The 14731-nt window shown below is 37.4% G+C and carries 15 protein-coding genes; 5 read left to right on the forward strand and 10 right to left on the reverse strand.

Translation table 11 applies throughout. The features are described from left to right. Positions 1 to 231: 231 nt before the first annotated feature. The 5 genes from dapA to AAJG31_RS08130 form a co-directional block, all read right to left on the reverse strand. Positions 232 to 1131 carry a 4-hydroxy-tetrahydrodipicolinate synthase gene (dapA, locus tag AAJG31_RS08110; RefSeq protein ID WP_048391545.1) on the reverse strand — a complete coding sequence of 300 codons (900 nt, stop codon included), beginning with the start codon at positions 1129 to 1131 and terminating at the stop codon, positions 232 to 234. 13 nt (positions 1132 to 1144) lie between these two features. Continuing rightward, entirely contained in the window at positions 1145 to 2182 is a 1038-nt protein-coding gene (locus tag AAJG31_RS08115) for an aspartate-semialdehyde dehydrogenase (protein ID WP_048391546.1), read from the reverse strand. An 82-nt stretch (positions 2183 to 2264) separates the two neighbouring features. Then, the gene (locus AAJG31_RS08120; protein WP_004224962.1) at positions 2265 to 2855 is read right to left on the reverse strand and encodes a dipicolinate synthase subunit B; all 591 of its coding nucleotides are present in this window, start codon (positions 2853 to 2855) and stop codon (positions 2265 to 2267) included. Further along, positions 2849 to 3628: an NAD(P)-dependent oxidoreductase gene (locus AAJG31_RS08125; RefSeq protein WP_004224963.1), complete on the reverse strand. Its 780-nt coding sequence runs from the start codon at positions 3626 to 3628 to the stop codon at positions 2849 to 2851. The genes AAJG31_RS08120 and AAJG31_RS08125 overlap by 7 nt, the downstream gene beginning before the upstream one ends. A gap of 9 nt (positions 3629 to 3637) precedes the next feature. After that, a complete protein-coding gene (locus AAJG31_RS08130; RefSeq protein WP_004224966.1) occupies positions 3638 to 3901 on the reverse strand; it encodes a hypothetical protein in 264 nt (87 codons plus the stop codon). Between the two features lie 142 nt (positions 3902 to 4043). On the opposite strand from AAJG31_RS08130, the gene AAJG31_RS08135 reads away from it, so the two are divergent. Genes AAJG31_RS08135 through AAJG31_RS08150 form a run of 4 tightly spaced genes read left to right on the forward strand, consistent with a single transcriptional unit; the run spans position 4044 to position 6519 of the window. After that, entirely contained in the window at positions 4044 to 4421 is a 378-nt protein-coding gene (locus AAJG31_RS08135; protein WP_279494214.1) for a GntR family transcriptional regulator, read from the forward strand. 1 nt (position 4422) lies between these two features. Next, complete coding sequence (locus tag AAJG31_RS08140) at positions 4423 to 5265, forward strand: ABC transporter ATP-binding protein (RefSeq protein WP_259950893.1); 843 nt, start codon at positions 4423 to 4425, stop codon at positions 5263 to 5265. Positions 5266 to 5267: 2 nt separating this feature from the next. After that, entirely contained in the window at positions 5268 to 5894 is a 627-nt protein-coding gene (locus AAJG31_RS08145; protein WP_103117595.1) for an ABC-2 transporter permease, read from the forward strand. Between the two features lie 10 nt (positions 5895 to 5904). After that, a complete protein-coding gene (locus AAJG31_RS08150) occupies positions 5905 to 6519 on the forward strand; it encodes an ABC-2 transporter permease (RefSeq protein WP_259950892.1) in 615 nt (204 codons plus the stop codon). 352 nt (positions 6520 to 6871) lie between these two features. On the opposite strand, the gene AAJG31_RS08155 is transcribed toward AAJG31_RS08150, so the two are convergent. Both AAJG31_RS08155 and pnp read right to left on the reverse strand, forming a co-directional pair. Beyond that, positions 6872 to 8095 (reverse strand): pitrilysin family protein, encoded by a 1224-nt coding sequence (locus tag AAJG31_RS08155; RefSeq protein ID WP_279494211.1) that lies wholly within the window; start codon positions 8093 to 8095, stop codon positions 6872 to 6874. Between the two features lie 89 nt (positions 8096 to 8184). Then, a complete protein-coding gene (pnp, locus tag AAJG31_RS08160) occupies positions 8185 to 10299 on the reverse strand; it encodes a polyribonucleotide nucleotidyltransferase (protein WP_048391556.1) in 2115 nt (704 codons plus the stop codon). Between the two features lie 618 nt (positions 10300 to 10917). Here pnp and AAJG31_RS08165 point away from each other — a divergent pair. Beyond that, positions 10918 to 12272, forward strand: a protein-coding gene (locus AAJG31_RS08165) for an IS3 family transposase (protein WP_139111235.1) whose coding sequence is annotated in 2 segments (ribosomal slippage) — positions 10918 to 11371 and positions 11371 to 12272 — 1356 coding nt in all. Because the reading frame shifts where the segments join, the coding sequence is not laid out codon by codon here. Between the two features lie 103 nt (positions 12273 to 12375). Here AAJG31_RS08165 and AAJG31_RS08170 read toward each other — a convergent pair. The 3 genes from AAJG31_RS08170 to ribF all read right to left on the reverse strand — a co-directional run bounded on the left by AAJG31_RS08170 (position 12376) and on the right by ribF (position 14727). Beyond that, positions 12376 to 12894, reverse strand: a complete 519-nt coding sequence (locus AAJG31_RS08170) for a DoxX family protein (protein WP_279494209.1) — start codon at positions 12892 to 12894, stop codon at positions 12376 to 12378. A gap of 440 nt (positions 12895 to 13334) precedes the next feature. Then, positions 13335 to 13604: a 30S ribosomal protein S15 gene (rpsO, locus tag AAJG31_RS08175; protein ID WP_004224992.1), complete on the reverse strand. Its 270-nt coding sequence runs from the start codon at positions 13602 to 13604 to the stop codon at positions 13335 to 13337. A 175-nt stretch (positions 13605 to 13779) separates the two neighbouring features. Next, complete coding sequence (ribF, locus tag AAJG31_RS08180) at positions 13780 to 14727, reverse strand: riboflavin biosynthesis protein RibF (RefSeq protein ID WP_004224996.1); 948 nt, start codon at positions 14725 to 14727, stop codon at positions 13780 to 13782. Positions 14728 to 14731 lie beyond the last annotated feature (4 nt).

A 14731-nucleotide genomic window follows, 5' to 3' on the forward strand; every position in this document is an offset into this window, starting at 1 on the left:
TATTATACGGTTTGCAAAGCTTTTGCACAAATTAAAAATACATGTTTCACGTAGGAAATAGATTTTCCTGCTATTTGCTTATTACTAGCAGATGGAAAACAAATATTGGCTATCCTGTATAAATAGAGCTAAATAAGTATTTGTAAGGACGAGGAGTTACAAATTTTGTACATACTTTTTATTTAAAAAATATAAAAAACGAGACTGAAATGCTATCAGCCTCGCTCCTATTTATCTAAAACTTTTCGCTTTTTCTTGATACGTATCCCAAATTCGGTCAAAATTAGCTTTCTCTTCATCTGTCATTTCCATCATCGGCAAACGAACATTGAGTGTATCAAATCCTAATTTTGTCATCGCATATTTAATCGGTGAAGGGTTGGGCTGAGCGAACAGCGCACGTACTAAAGGTAATAAGGCTCGGTGAATTTGGGCTGCTAGCTTATGATTTCCTTCTTCAAACGCTTTAATCATTAATTGCATATCATTGCCTACCACATGGGCAGCTACAGAAATAACACCTGCTCCACCAATGGCCATTAGTGGGAGTGTTAAACCATCGTCCCCACTATACACTAAGAAATCATCAGCTGGATCAACATTCTCAATAACATCACCCATCTGATCTAAGTTACCGCTCGCTTCCTTAATCCAAGCAATATTAGGAATCTTGCTTAATGCAACAGAAGTTTCATAGGCAACATTGACCCCAGTACGCCCTGGAACATTATAAAGCATAACAGGGAGACTCGTTTGTTTAGCAATGGTTTCAAAGTGAGCATAAATCCCACGTTGATTTGGCTTATTATAGTAAGGAGCTACAAGCATAATGCCGTCTGCTCCATTTTCTTCTGCCTTATGTGTCATCGCGATAGAGTAAGCTGTTTCATTATCCCCAGTACCTGCAATAACTGGTACGCGACCTGCTACTTTCTCTACGGTAAAGCGTACAACTTCAATTTTCTCTTCTGTAGACATAGTTGGGTTTTCAGAAGTCGTACCACAAGCAACAATACAATCAGTACCATTGTCTATTAAATGATTAATAATACGTTCTAGTTCTGGATAATTAATCGTGCCATCATTTTTGAACGGCGTAATCATTGCCGTTCCAATTCGACCTAAATTCATCCTTACACCCCTCTTATAGTAAGTTATCCTCAAGCATTGCTTCTGCAATTTGGATAGAGTTTAATGCGGCGCCTTTTAATAAATTGTCAGAAACGATCCATAGATGGAACCCTTTGCTGTTGTCTAAATCTTGACGGATACGTCCTACAAAAGTAGCGTCTTCCCCTTCTGCATAAATAGGCATTGGGTAAGTTTGTGTTGCAATATCATCTTGTAATACCACACCTGGTGCGTTGCGTAATACTTCGAAAATCTCTTGGATTGACGCGTCTTTCTCTACCTCAATATAAACAGATTCAGAGTGACCTGAAACGACTGGCACACGAACACAAGTAGCAGCTACTTTTAGCTCTGGTGCATGCATGATTTTTTTCGTCTCATTAATCATTTTCATTTCTTCGTATGTAAATCCATTATCTGTGAATTTATCGATTTGTGGAATGACATTACGAGCAATTGGGTAATGACGTTTATCACTACCAGACGGTAAAATATTTGCTTCTACATCTTTACCTGCATCCCAGTTTTCGCTTTGTGCCTTTAATTCTTGGATCGCAGAAATCCCTGCACCTGATACTGCCTGATAAGTTGAAACAATTACTTTTGTTAAACCAAATGCATGACGAATTGGTTCAAGCGCAGCTACCATTTGAATTGTCGAGCAGTTTGGATTCGCAATAATTCCCTTATGCTTCGCTAAGTCGCCTCGATTCACTTCAGGCACGACAAGCGGTACCTCTGGATCCATACGAAAATGGCTCGTATTATCAATAACTACTGCACCACGCTTAGCTGCTTCTGGTGCAAGCACAGCTGATACTGAACCACCAGCTGAGAATAAAGCGACATTGACGCCTTCAAAAGCCTCAGGTGTCGCTTCTTCAATTGTATATGTTTCCCCATTAAATTCGATTGATTTTCCTGCTGAACGAGCAGAAGCTAGAAATTTAATATGTCCAATCGGAAATTTACGTTTAATCAACTGCTCCATCATTTTCGATCCTACTGCACCTGTTGCCCCAACAACCGCAACTGTTAACTGCTTTGTCATCTGTCATCTCTCCTTGAATACATGTTCCATAATGTGTGCTATTGTATCACAAAAATACTGAAAATTGTGTGTAATCTCTTATTTATTTGAAATATTGTATCAACAGCGGTTGTAATTGCTTTTTCTGCGTAATTGCTGCATGAACAGTATCCACCATTTGCTCAAAATCAGCAATTAAAGAATTTGGTTTGGAGTGAGGGGCATCCTGACCAAAGGGAATAAAATATATATTTTTGGCATTTAACAGCTTCATAATATTTATGCCATTTAAGCCTAGTGCATCGTTTGTGGAAATACCTAAAACTACAGGCGAACCATTACGCAAAGTAGCCTTTGCTGCCATTAACACAGGACTATCTGTTGCCGCATTAGCAAATTTACTTATGCTATTGCCTGTCATGGGGGCTATGACCATTGCATCTAATGGATTGGATGGGCCAAATGGCTCCGCCTCTTTTATAGAAGAAATAACTTTTTCTCCTGTCAAAGCTTCTATTTTGGCAATCCACTCTTCACCTGTACCAAAGCGTGTAGCTGCATGTAAAACGGAATGGGTAATGATTGGAATAACTGTTGCTCCGACATCAATAAAATTTTGGATTTTAGGTACTACATCTTCATACGTACAATGAGAAGCAGTAATACCTAAGCCAATTCGTTTCCCCGTTAACAATTTTCTTCCTCCTCTATTGCCTTGCACAATATTGTAGCAGCATCATGTGCAAAGTATTTCCCAGGCAATGATGGCAATAGTACATACGTTTGTAATTGATCAGAATCTATATCTAAACATCCTGGCTCTGAAGCCAAGTCATATAAAACAGTTGGAACATGCTCTATAAAAGACTCTGTAATCCATTTAGCAGGAATTGTATTAATAAAAATGCCATCTGTAATAGACCATTGGCGATCATCTAAATTCGTGGCTTTATAACCATAAGCTTTTGCTTCACTCACTTGTACAACTGAACGTGCAACAATATGAACATTTGCACCCATCTTAACTAGTAAAGAGGCGAGCATTTTTGCGATGCGACCAAAACCTGCGATTGTGAAATTTTGTCCGTAAATACATTTTTGCTCGAGTCCGTAAAACGTGGCGATAAATCCCTCCGCTGTTAATCGAGCATTTTGCCAAATAAATGATTCTTGTTGTAAATAGCAAATAGATTCATTTTTCTCTAGTAATTGCTTCCAATGCATTGTTAATCGACCTGTATAAAATTTCACTTGTGATATACCATAGAGCTGCTCAACTTCTATTTTTAATGGAAGAATAGGTAATACGATTTTATTAGGCTGGAATTCTAAAACAAGTTTATTTAACTCTTCGTTCCATACGGTTGTTCTTTTATAAAATACTGTTCTCGATGGACTTCTTAGCATTGTAGCTAGTTCCTTTAATCGGGAGTCCTCACCGATAACAAGCCATTTTTCGTTTTCCAAAAGCTCACCTCACTGTAAATATTCTGACTGTACTGTAGATGTCTTATTAAATAAAATACGATCTTCACCAATTAAAATAATTTCGTGCCAAGGTATCATTTCACTAACTTTCATTTTCTTTTTTTGGAATGGTAGTTTATCTTTCACAATTTCAAAACCATGTATTTTCCCTGTTTGCACATCTAATAGGCATTCTGTATGTGCCAGGATGCCAAAATGTACGCCACCCTCAATTTGAATTAACTCCTTATCCACCATCTCAGATAGTAGCATGCCTCATCTCCCTCCTTGAGCCGTTACCTCAATATATGCGGACTTTTTGCAAATCGTGACCCCTACCTAAAGTACGAATATGTTGCATTTCCATCACCTTCTGTATATAGTGTATATATACAGTTATAAGAGGTGATGATTTGTGCATATCCAATTAAGTAATGCGAGTGAAAAACCTATTTATGAGCAAATCACCATACAGCTCAAAGAGGCTATTTTAGCTAATAAATTACAGGCTGGTGATGCACTACCGTCTATCCGCGCTTTAGCAAAGGATTTAAAAATAAGTGTGATGACCACTAAACGTGCCTATGCTGATTTAGAGCGAGATGGTTTCATTGAAACTGTCGCTGGTAAAGGGAGCTTTGTCACAGAACGAAATCAAGACTTTCTACGTGAGGAGCTATTACGGCAGGTAGAGGGGCATTTGCAAAAGGCAGCAAAAATAGCGAAAACCGCTGGACTTTCTAGTAAAGAATTACAAGAACTACTATCTTTAATGTTAGAGGAGGATAAGTAATATGAATGCCATTGAAATTCGGGATCTACATAAGGGCTTTGAAGGCTTTTTTCTTAAAGATATAAGTTTTTCCGTCCCTCAAGGCACGGTAATGGGTTTTGTTGGAGAAAACGGGGCTGGCAAATCAACAACGATAAAATGCATGCTGAATTTAATAAAAAAAGAATATGGCGAAATTTTGCTGTTTGGCAAAGATCATGTCGAACACGAACTATCGATAAAAAACGACATCGGCGTTGTATTTGACGATTTACATGTACCAGAAACGCTAAATGCGACGCAACTCGACAAAATCATGAGAAAAGTATTTCAAACATGGGATTCAGACTATTATTTTGAAAGATTAGCTCAATTTAAGGTGCCAAAGAGGAAGAAGATAAAGGAACTATCACGAGGAATGAGGATGAAGCTATCAATTGCCTTAGCATTGGCACATCATCCAAAATTATTGATTTTAGATGAGCCAACAAGTGGATTAGACCCTATTATTCGGGATGAAATTCTGGATTTATTTTTAGCATTTATGCAGGATGAAACGCACAGCATTTTATTTTCATCGCATATTACAAGCGATTTAGAAAAAATTGCTGACTATATTACGTTAATTCATAATGGTGAGATTTTATTGAGCGAGAGTAAAGATGCTCTATTATATGAATATGGTATTTTCAAAGGTAACAGTGAGGAAGTAAACGACTTGCCAGAGCATGCTATTCTAAGAACCCGTCCTGGTGCGTTTGGAATAGAAGCATTAGTTCTGAAAAATGAAGTAAATGAGGCTTTCAGACTTGAAAGGCCTTCTATAGAAGATATCATGCTATTTTTCGTGAAAGGTAGTGTTTAAATATGGTAGGACTTATCCTAAAAGATTTAATGACCATTCAACGACAAATGAAAGCACAAGCATTTGTTCTTATATTTCTTCTTATGATGGCGATTTTTATGCAGCAAAGCGCAATGCTTCTAGCTGTTATTGTTTTTATTGTTACGATACAAGCGATAACTGCGCTTAGCTACGATGAACAAAGTAAGTGGGATAAATACGCTAATACTTTACCAATTTCTAAAGCAGATATCGTTTTTAGTAAATATATACTTAGTGTGATGTTAATGATTTTCGGACTTGTTATGGCATTACCTATCCTATTTTTTATCAATTTTTTTACCAAAAACGACATCACTTCAGAATTTTTCCTAACGTTTAATTTGATCATAACATCGGCGCTCTGTTTATTAGCCGTATTACTACCTATCTATATTAAATTTGGCTCTATTAAAGGAAGAATAGTCCTCATTGCGTTTTGTTTTATCCCTGGTTTCTTAACGGGGATGTTTAAAGAATATATCCCTGATATGACTCAAACGTTTCTATATTTAAAGCAATACGTCTATTTAGCACCTTTGGGCGGGCTAATACTGCTCTGCCTCTCCTCTCTAGTTTCTACTGCTATTTATAAAAGAAAAGAGTTTTAGGAGGGATCTCATGCGAGCACTGTTGTTACAAAGAATTGTCGTACAAAAATGGACTATTCTTTTTACAATGACGATATGTTTACTTCTTCATTTTGTACATTTACCTTTTGTAGATAGTCCTTCTATCGGATTATTTGTTGTCGTTATTTCTGCCAACATCGTAGATAATTTATATAAAGGCGACCGTCAAGTAAAGTGGACAATGTATGTCAATACGCTACCTCTATCAAAGAAAACACAATTGCAATCCGATTTTTTATTTTGCTATGGCCTTATTGCATTGCTCTTTATTATCCTTGCGCCTATGTATTTCTCACAACCTGATGCATCTGAAAATTTTATCGAGCATCTTGCTATGTACTTTGCTTATATAAGTAGCGCCTCTTTCCTCATCTGTAGTCAATTTTATATTCAGCATCTTGATGAAACAGAGAGAATGCGAACGGTTAGAATGCTTACAGCTATTGTGCTTATCATTCTGCTAAATTTTGTTATTCATTATTATTTATCACTAGTAGCTGCAAATTTAATTATCTTATTCATACCAACACTGGTTAGTATCCTCATCACTTTTCTTGTGTTTCACAAATGTCTTTATTTATATTTGGCAAAGGAAATTTGCTAAAGCTAAATATTCATCAAAAATAGGCTGCCTTATTTGGCAGCCTATTTTTAATCGTGTTGAATAGCAAAACAGTCAATTAAAAGGAAATGGATTTCATTGCAGGCTACTTGCTTTCCTATGAGCATGTGCAGAGCGGCTTCCTTCGCTACCTCTCCATTTAGAGAGGGTGACATGTCTCGCTATCCCCGGGAATCAAGTACCTTCCTCGCCAGTTTAAAAAAGTGTTACCTTTTGGGTAAAGGTTTTCACTACTCATTTTATGGAGGGCTGTTGTCACTTATCCACATTGAAAATAAATGCCAATCTCCTATCTAATAATAGCTTGAACAAATGCTATCTTATTAAAATATCTTTATTCGCTAGGACCTATGATTGAGATAGCTGGCTCTGCTTTTAAAATTTTAGCAATCAGCCGATCCACTGACTCCATCGATACGGCATCTATCGATTTAAGAACCTCGTCTACTGTTCGATGCTTGCGATGAACAAGTTCACTTGTTCCATTTCGATTCATACGAGCTCCCGTCCCTTCTAATCCAAGGACAAAGCTTCCTTTAAGCTGCTCTTTCGCATTATCAAGCTCCTCCTCTGTCACACCACCCGCTACAATATCTAATAAAGTGGCATCAATCGTGTGCTGAAGCTGTGCTAATTGCTGTCGACTAGTACTACCATAAATCGTAAAAGCACCTACATCGGCATAACACGATTGATAGGAGAAAATAGAATAGGCTAGTCCACGTTCTTCTCGTACTTCCTGAAACAATCGAGAACTCATATTGCCTCCAATTATATTGTTAAGCGCAATAAAGCTATACATATCTGGATCTTTTACACCAATTGCTGGATAGGAAATCGCGACATGTGCCTGCTCTGTATCGCGTATTTTTGTAATTTCCCCTGGATAAAATGAAGGATTTGTCAGGACAGGTGCCATAGCATGCGGTGAAGGTTGATAGTGACCAAATAAATCTTCAATCGTTTGCATAAGCTGAGATGAAATATTACCTGCAATAGAAATAACAACGGACTCTGGCCCATAATGTTTATCCATATATTTTCGTATAGCATCTGCTGTAAATGTCTTTAATGTAGCAGCCGTACCTAGTATTGGACGACCGAGTGCATCATTCGGATACATGACACCCCATAGCTTCTCATGAACGTCATCATCAGGAGCATCTTCGCTCATTAAAATTTCTTCTAATACTACTTGTCGCTCTTTTTCTAATTCTTCTTCCGCAAAGGTAGAATTGAAAAACATATCTGCTAGTATTGTGACCGCAAGCTCCGCATGATGATCTAAAACTTTAGCATAGTAACATGTATTTTCTTTCGATGTGAAGGCATTTAGTTCTCCTCCGATTCGATCAAATTCTTCAGCAATTTGACGAGCTGAACGAGTTGTTGTGCCTTTAAACAACATATGCTCAATAAAATGTGTGATACCATTCTCTTCAGGTAGCTCATAGCGAGAGCCAGCATTCACAAAGATACCTAATGCCACTGATCTTACATGATCAATTTGCTCTGATACAATACGAACACCATTCTGACATGTATGTACTTGAACCAAACTATCTCCCCCAATTATAAAAATCCTCTACTTTTCTTCTTGCTACTATCGAAAAAGGCTGCGCAATTTACGCAGCCTTTTAACCAATATTATTTTTCTTGTTCAGCGCGCTCTTTTTCCTCTTGAATTACTACTTTGCGAGATAAATTCACACGACCTTGCTTGTCGATTTCAATCACTTTCACAAGTAATTGATCACCAAGTTTTAAGACATCCTCCACTTGCTTTGTACGTTCCTCTTGAATTTCAGAAATGTGAAGCAAGCCATCTTTCCCTGGGAAGATTTCGCAAAAGGCGCCGAATTTTTCAATACGTTTCACTGTTGATAAGTAGTATTCACCTACTTTTGCTTCACGTACGATATCTTCAATAATTTGTTTTGCACGTGCATTCATTGCTTCATCGGCAGAAGAAATATAGATTGTACCATCTTGCTCTGTATCAATCTTAACGCCCGTTTCTTCAATAATTTTATTAATTTGTTTACCACCTGGTCCAATTACATCGCGAATTTTATCAGGATTAATTTTTACAATAACAATTTTTGGTGCAAACGCAGATAATTGTTTACGTGGCTCTGGCAGTGTAGCAAGCATTGATTCTAGAATATGCATACGTCCAACTTTTGCTTGTGTCAGTGCTTCTTCTAAAATATTGCGAGATAAACCATCAATTTTAATGTCCATTTGTAGAGCTGTTACACCTTTAGCTGTACCAGCCACTTTAAAGTCCATATCGCCTAAATGGTCTTCCATTCCTTGAATATCCGTTAAAATAGAATAATGTTCACCTTTTTTAATAAGGCCCATTGCAATACCTGCAACTGGTGCTTTTAATGGAACACCTGCATCCATCATGGCTAATGTAGACGCACAAATAGAAGCTTGGGAAGTTGATCCGTTTGATTCAAGTACTTCTGATACACAACGAATTGTATAAGGGAAGACCGACTCATCAGGAATGACTGCTTCAAGTGCACGCTCACCTAACGCACCATGACCAATTTCACGACGACCTGGCCCACGGATTGGACCCGTTTCCCCTACAGAAAATTGTGGGAAGTTATAATGGTGCATAAAGCGTTTTGACTCTTCCACACCCAAACCGTCAATAATTTGTACATCACCAAGCGCACCTAATGTACAAATAGAAAGTGCTTGTGTTTGTCCACGTGTAAACAGACCTGAACCATGTGTACGTTGTAATAAGCCTGTTTCAGAAGAAAGTGGTCGGATTTCGTCGAGCTTACGACCATCTGGACGAATCTTATCTTCCGTGATTTGACGGCGTACTTCTTCTTTTACCATCTTGTCAAGAATTGTGTACACTTGTTTCATTGTTTCGTCGTCTGCTTCTTGCTCTTCATAGGAAGCGATAACTCGCTCTTTCACAGCTTGAATTGCCTCATCACGAGCATGTTTCTCTGCCGTTTGAATTGCATCATGCATATCAGTCTCACAAGCTGCTTTTATATCGGCTTGAATTGCTTCATCAATTTCAAATAGTGTCACTGGTAACTTTTCTTTACCAACCTCTGCCACAATTTGCTCTTGGAAAGCAATGATTTTTTTGATTTCTTCATGACCGAACATAATTGCTTCTAACATGATTTCCTCTGGTACCTCAAGTGCACCCGCTTCAACCATATTGATAGCATCTTTGTTCCCTGCTACAGACAAATGAATTGTTGAGCGATTCGATTGCTCTACTGTCGGGTTTACAATGAATTCTCCATCAATATAACCAACTTGTACACCTGCTATTGGCCCATCAAATGGAATATCAGAGATCGCTAATGCTAATGATGAACCAACCATTGCTGCCATTTCAGATGTACAGTCAGGATCATTTGACATAACCATAGAAATAACTTGTACTTCATTACGGAAACCATCCGGGAACATCGGACGAATCGGACGGTCGATTAAACGACTTGCTAAAATCGCCTTTTCAGATGGACGTCCTTCACGCTTAATAAAGCCGCCAGGAATTTTACCTGCAGCATATAGACGCTCTTCATAGTTTACTGTTAATGGGAAGAAATCAAGTGGTTTAGGTGATTTTGACATTGTTGCTGTAGCAAGTACAGAAGTATCGCCATAGCGTACTAATGCGGCTCCGTTTGCTTGTTTTGCTAACTGTCCTACTTCAATTACAAGTGGACGGCCAGCCCATTCATAGGAATAGACTTTCTTTTCGTTCATTCAATGAACCCCTCTCTATTATAAAAACACTTACTTCGTCTGTATGTACTAATAGTAAGTGTACCAAAAATGCTTGTTCTATGCTAAATAATATTTCATGAAATAATCATACATTTAAATTCAGTTATTGCCAATTTATTTAAGATTTATTTCATTATTTAATTGAAAAAGCATTTTTGGTATATGGTTTTTTCTATATTGATTCCTTCTTGACGAAAAGTAATGTATGTAAATGGAAATAACTGCTTCGCTAACATTAGTTTTTCAAATACAAGTTTAAACAATAGACTTATTATAACATGGAGCTTATCATACAACATCCTATAAGGTAAAAGAAAGTTGGATCATCTAGGAAAGTTAGTAAGTCAGGCAAATAATAGTCGGGATTTACATAGTGTTGAAAAGTAAAACCATCAATAGAATTTTTGTGAAAGTTGCGTAAGTGAGTAAAACTGGATCATCGGACGCCCAGTGGAACGGAAATCACCCCCTCACCTTGCAAAAAGGGCTTTTCTGCTAGTGACATTTCTTTTTTCAACAACTTAAATACCCCACCCATATGAATGAACTGCTCCCCAAATGTTAGACACATCTAACATTTGGAGGAGCAGTTTTTATATGGCTAAATTTACATCGGAAGAAAAACTACAAGCAGCCTTACGTTACATAAAAGGCAATGAAAGTTCACATGAAATTGCTAAATCTATCGGAACAGATCACAAAGCAATTCTTAATTGGGCGAAACAATATGAGTATAATGGCGTAGAAGCGTTTATAAAGCGATATACAAATTATTCGGCACAGTTTAAACTAGACGTACTAAACTTTATGATTGAAAATGGTACGTCCTTACTTGAAACAGCAGCTATCTTTAAGATAGCTACGCCTTCTACACTTCGTAGTTGGAAAAAGCAATTTAAAACAAAAGGATTCGATGCCCTTCAATCAAGGAAAAAGGGGCATCCATCCATGAAAAAAGAAACGAACAAACAACCAAAACAAGCACCAGTAGAAGGGACACCTGAAGCACTTCAAGCAGAAATCAATCGTCTACGTATGGAAAATGAGTACTTAAAAAAGTTGAACGCCTTAGTTCAAGCCAAGGAAAAATCACCAAAGAAGACAAAGTAAAGGTCATCTATGAATTAAGGCATAAATACTCGGTGAAGGCGCTTGCGAAATTCGCAGGCATTCCACGTAGCACGTACTATGATTTAGTGAAGAAGATGGATCGTCCAGATCCAGATGCCGAGTTAAAGGCCGAAATTCGAGCAATTTATAACGAACACGAAGGTCGTTATGGTTATCGTCGTATTCGTGATGAGCTAGCAAATCGTGGGAAAAAAGTGAATCATAAAAAGGTTCAACGTATCATGAAAGAATTAGGTTTAAAGTGCTTAGTGCGTATGAAGAAATACAAATCTTATAAAGGGACAATCGGTAAGATTGCGCCTAATAGATTGGATCGTAACTTCATAGCAGAAGCACCGAATGAAAAATGGGTTACAGATATTACGGAGTTTAAGCTGTTTGGTGAAAAGCTCTATTTATCACCTATTTTAGACTTATTTAACGGCGAAATTATTACGTACACAATTGGTCATAGACCAACATATTCGCTTGTATCAGAAATGTTGGAGAAGGCACTAGAGAGGTTGCCAGAGGAACATCAATTATTGATGCATTCAGATCAAGGTTGGCATTACCAAATGAAACAATATCGCCACGCCCTTGAATCAAGAGGCATTGTGCAAAGTATGTCACGTAAGGGAAACTGTTATGACAACTCTGTCATGGAGAATTTCTTCGGCATCATGAAGTCAGAATTCCTCTACTTAAAGGAATTTGATAGTGTCGAGCATTTTAAAAAGGAACTTGAAAAGTATATAACGTATTACAACACGAGACGTTTAAAGGCAAAATTAAAACTGAGTCCGGTAGAATACCGAACTCAGTTTACCCAAGCTGCCTAAACGAAATAACCGTGTCTAACTTATAGGGGTCACTTCAATATAATGGACGGGGTATATTCAGACTAATGAGTAGTCTCCTAATATAAGATATGTAAAAAGTTTATTATGTAATTTTAACAGGTTGAACAACTTCTTTTTTCTTATTTCTCGCCATCTTTTTACCTATGATTGGCATAATGAAGCGGTCAAGCCCGAATTTCCCAGCATTGTAACCAGCAACGGCTATAAAGATTGCAAGTAAAATATCCCAAGGATTGCTAGATATAGTACCTGCCATTAGGAAGGCAAAATTCATGACCATACCGAAAAATGCAGCATATGTCGTTAAGCATCCCAGAATTAATCCTAGCCCTACTAAGAATTCTCCCCAAGGCACAAGAATATTAATTAGCTCAGCATTTGGCAAAGCAAATGATTCAATAAACTTTACATACAGTGGGTATGCGAGCTCTTCTCCACTTGTCACTGGATTTGCAATAGCATTGGCTAAAAAGCCAGATGCATCAAAGCCATTAAACAATTTTCCCCAACCTGCTGTAAGCCAATGCCAGCCTAAATAAACACGAATAACTGTTAAAATACTTGCAACAATATTATTCTCTCTTAATAATTGGTTAAACATCCTACTCACCCTTCTAAATGATTTAGTTTACATTTCACCAACTATTAACATAGAAAGTTTTCTAACCCATAGCCATCGTTTACTAGTATTCAATGATAGCATTTAGATTGTATGATTGACGCTTATGTACCAATTTTGAGCCTCTATCCTATAATTTGCTGGATTGTATTTCATGAAATATAATAGCAATCTAGCCTTCAATTTATCTACTTCAATTACACTTGCAAATGATGAACGCAATGACTATAAATGGGCTGTGAAATGTGATTAGAATATATCACCCTTTTATCAAGTATCAAATCATTTTTATCTATCGTTCATCGTAGTGTAAAAAAGTTATGGCTTATTGTTGAACAAAATTAACAAGATTATCTCAAAAAAAGACTGTAGACAAACATCAGTTTGTCTACAGTCTAATATAGGATTACTTTTGCTATTAATTAGCGACGTAAGCCTAAACGGTTGATTAATTCACGGTAACGTTGTACGTCTGTTTCACGAAGGTATTTTAATAAGTGACGACGACGACCTACCATTTTAAGAAGACCACGCTCAGAGTGGAAATCTTTTTTGTGAGTACGTAAGTGAGTATTTAGAGCATTGATTTCCTCTGTTAATACTGCAACTTGTACTTCTGGTGAACCAGTGTCACTTTCGTGAGTACGGTACTCAGCGATAATTTCGTTTTTACGTTCTTTTGTAATAGCCATTTGTATGGACCTCCTAAATTATAATTAATCCCCATTAGCACAGTAAACGTTGGAGTCATCGATATACCGAGCTAAGGTTAAGCATTTTATGCACTTATGAATATTACCATAAATCACATAGTCAAGCAAGTAAAACGTCGACTTGGCTAATGTGACTACAGTAATGAAGTACTTCTTATAGCTGGTTAAAGTAACGGATTGCTTCTTGTTTATCCTTTTCAATTTGTGTTTTCAAGGCCTCAATACCATCGAATTTCCGTTCACTTCGTATACGTTTATACCATGCCACATGTACTTCTTCACCGTAGATATTTTTATCAAAGTTTAAAATATGGACTTCAATCGATAATTGCTTATCATTTGGATCTTTGAAAGTTGGCTTATAGCCCACGTTGCAAACACCATCATACCAGTTATTTTGTACAAGCAGACGAACAGCATAAACACCACTAGCTGGAATAAACGTTCCTTCTAATGCTTGGACATTTGCAGTAGGGAAACCAATAGTACGACCACGTTTATCACCATGGACAACAATCCCATTGATTTCAAACGGTCTCCCTAATAAAACTGTTGCTTCTTCCATATCGCCTTCTTGTAATAGCTTGCGTATACGGGTAGAGCTGATTTTCTCAACATCATCTGTTTTCTTCTCAACAATTGTAACGCCATAATCACCATTACTTAATAAACGCATATCTTCCATTGTTCCCTTACCAAATGCTCCAAACGAATAATCGAAGCCAGCTGTCACATGCTGAATATTTAACCCACGGATAAATGTATCAATAAATGCCGCTGGTGAAAGTTTGGCAAAATCTGAAGTGAAGTGGACAACGAATACCGTATCCACACCCTGTTCTTCAAACAGCTGTAATTTCTGTTGTAAGAGTGTAATATAAAAAACCTTTTCGTTACGTCCACCAAGGACTAATGAAGGATGTGGATCGAATGTCATCACTGCAGTTGGAATTTGTCGCTTGTTGCCCTCTTCCTTAGCTGCCTTGATAACTGCTTGATGCCCTCTATGTACACCATCGAAAAAGCCAAGAGCTAATGAATACGGCTGCATGCTTTCTCGTTGCTGTAATTGATGTGGGTATTTTAAATGAATGACCTCCATTGAA

Source organism: Lysinibacillus sp. BS3 (assembly GCF_039614735.1).
Lineage (GTDB): Bacteria > Bacillota > Bacilli > Bacillales_A > Planococcaceae > Lysinibacillus > Lysinibacillus capsici.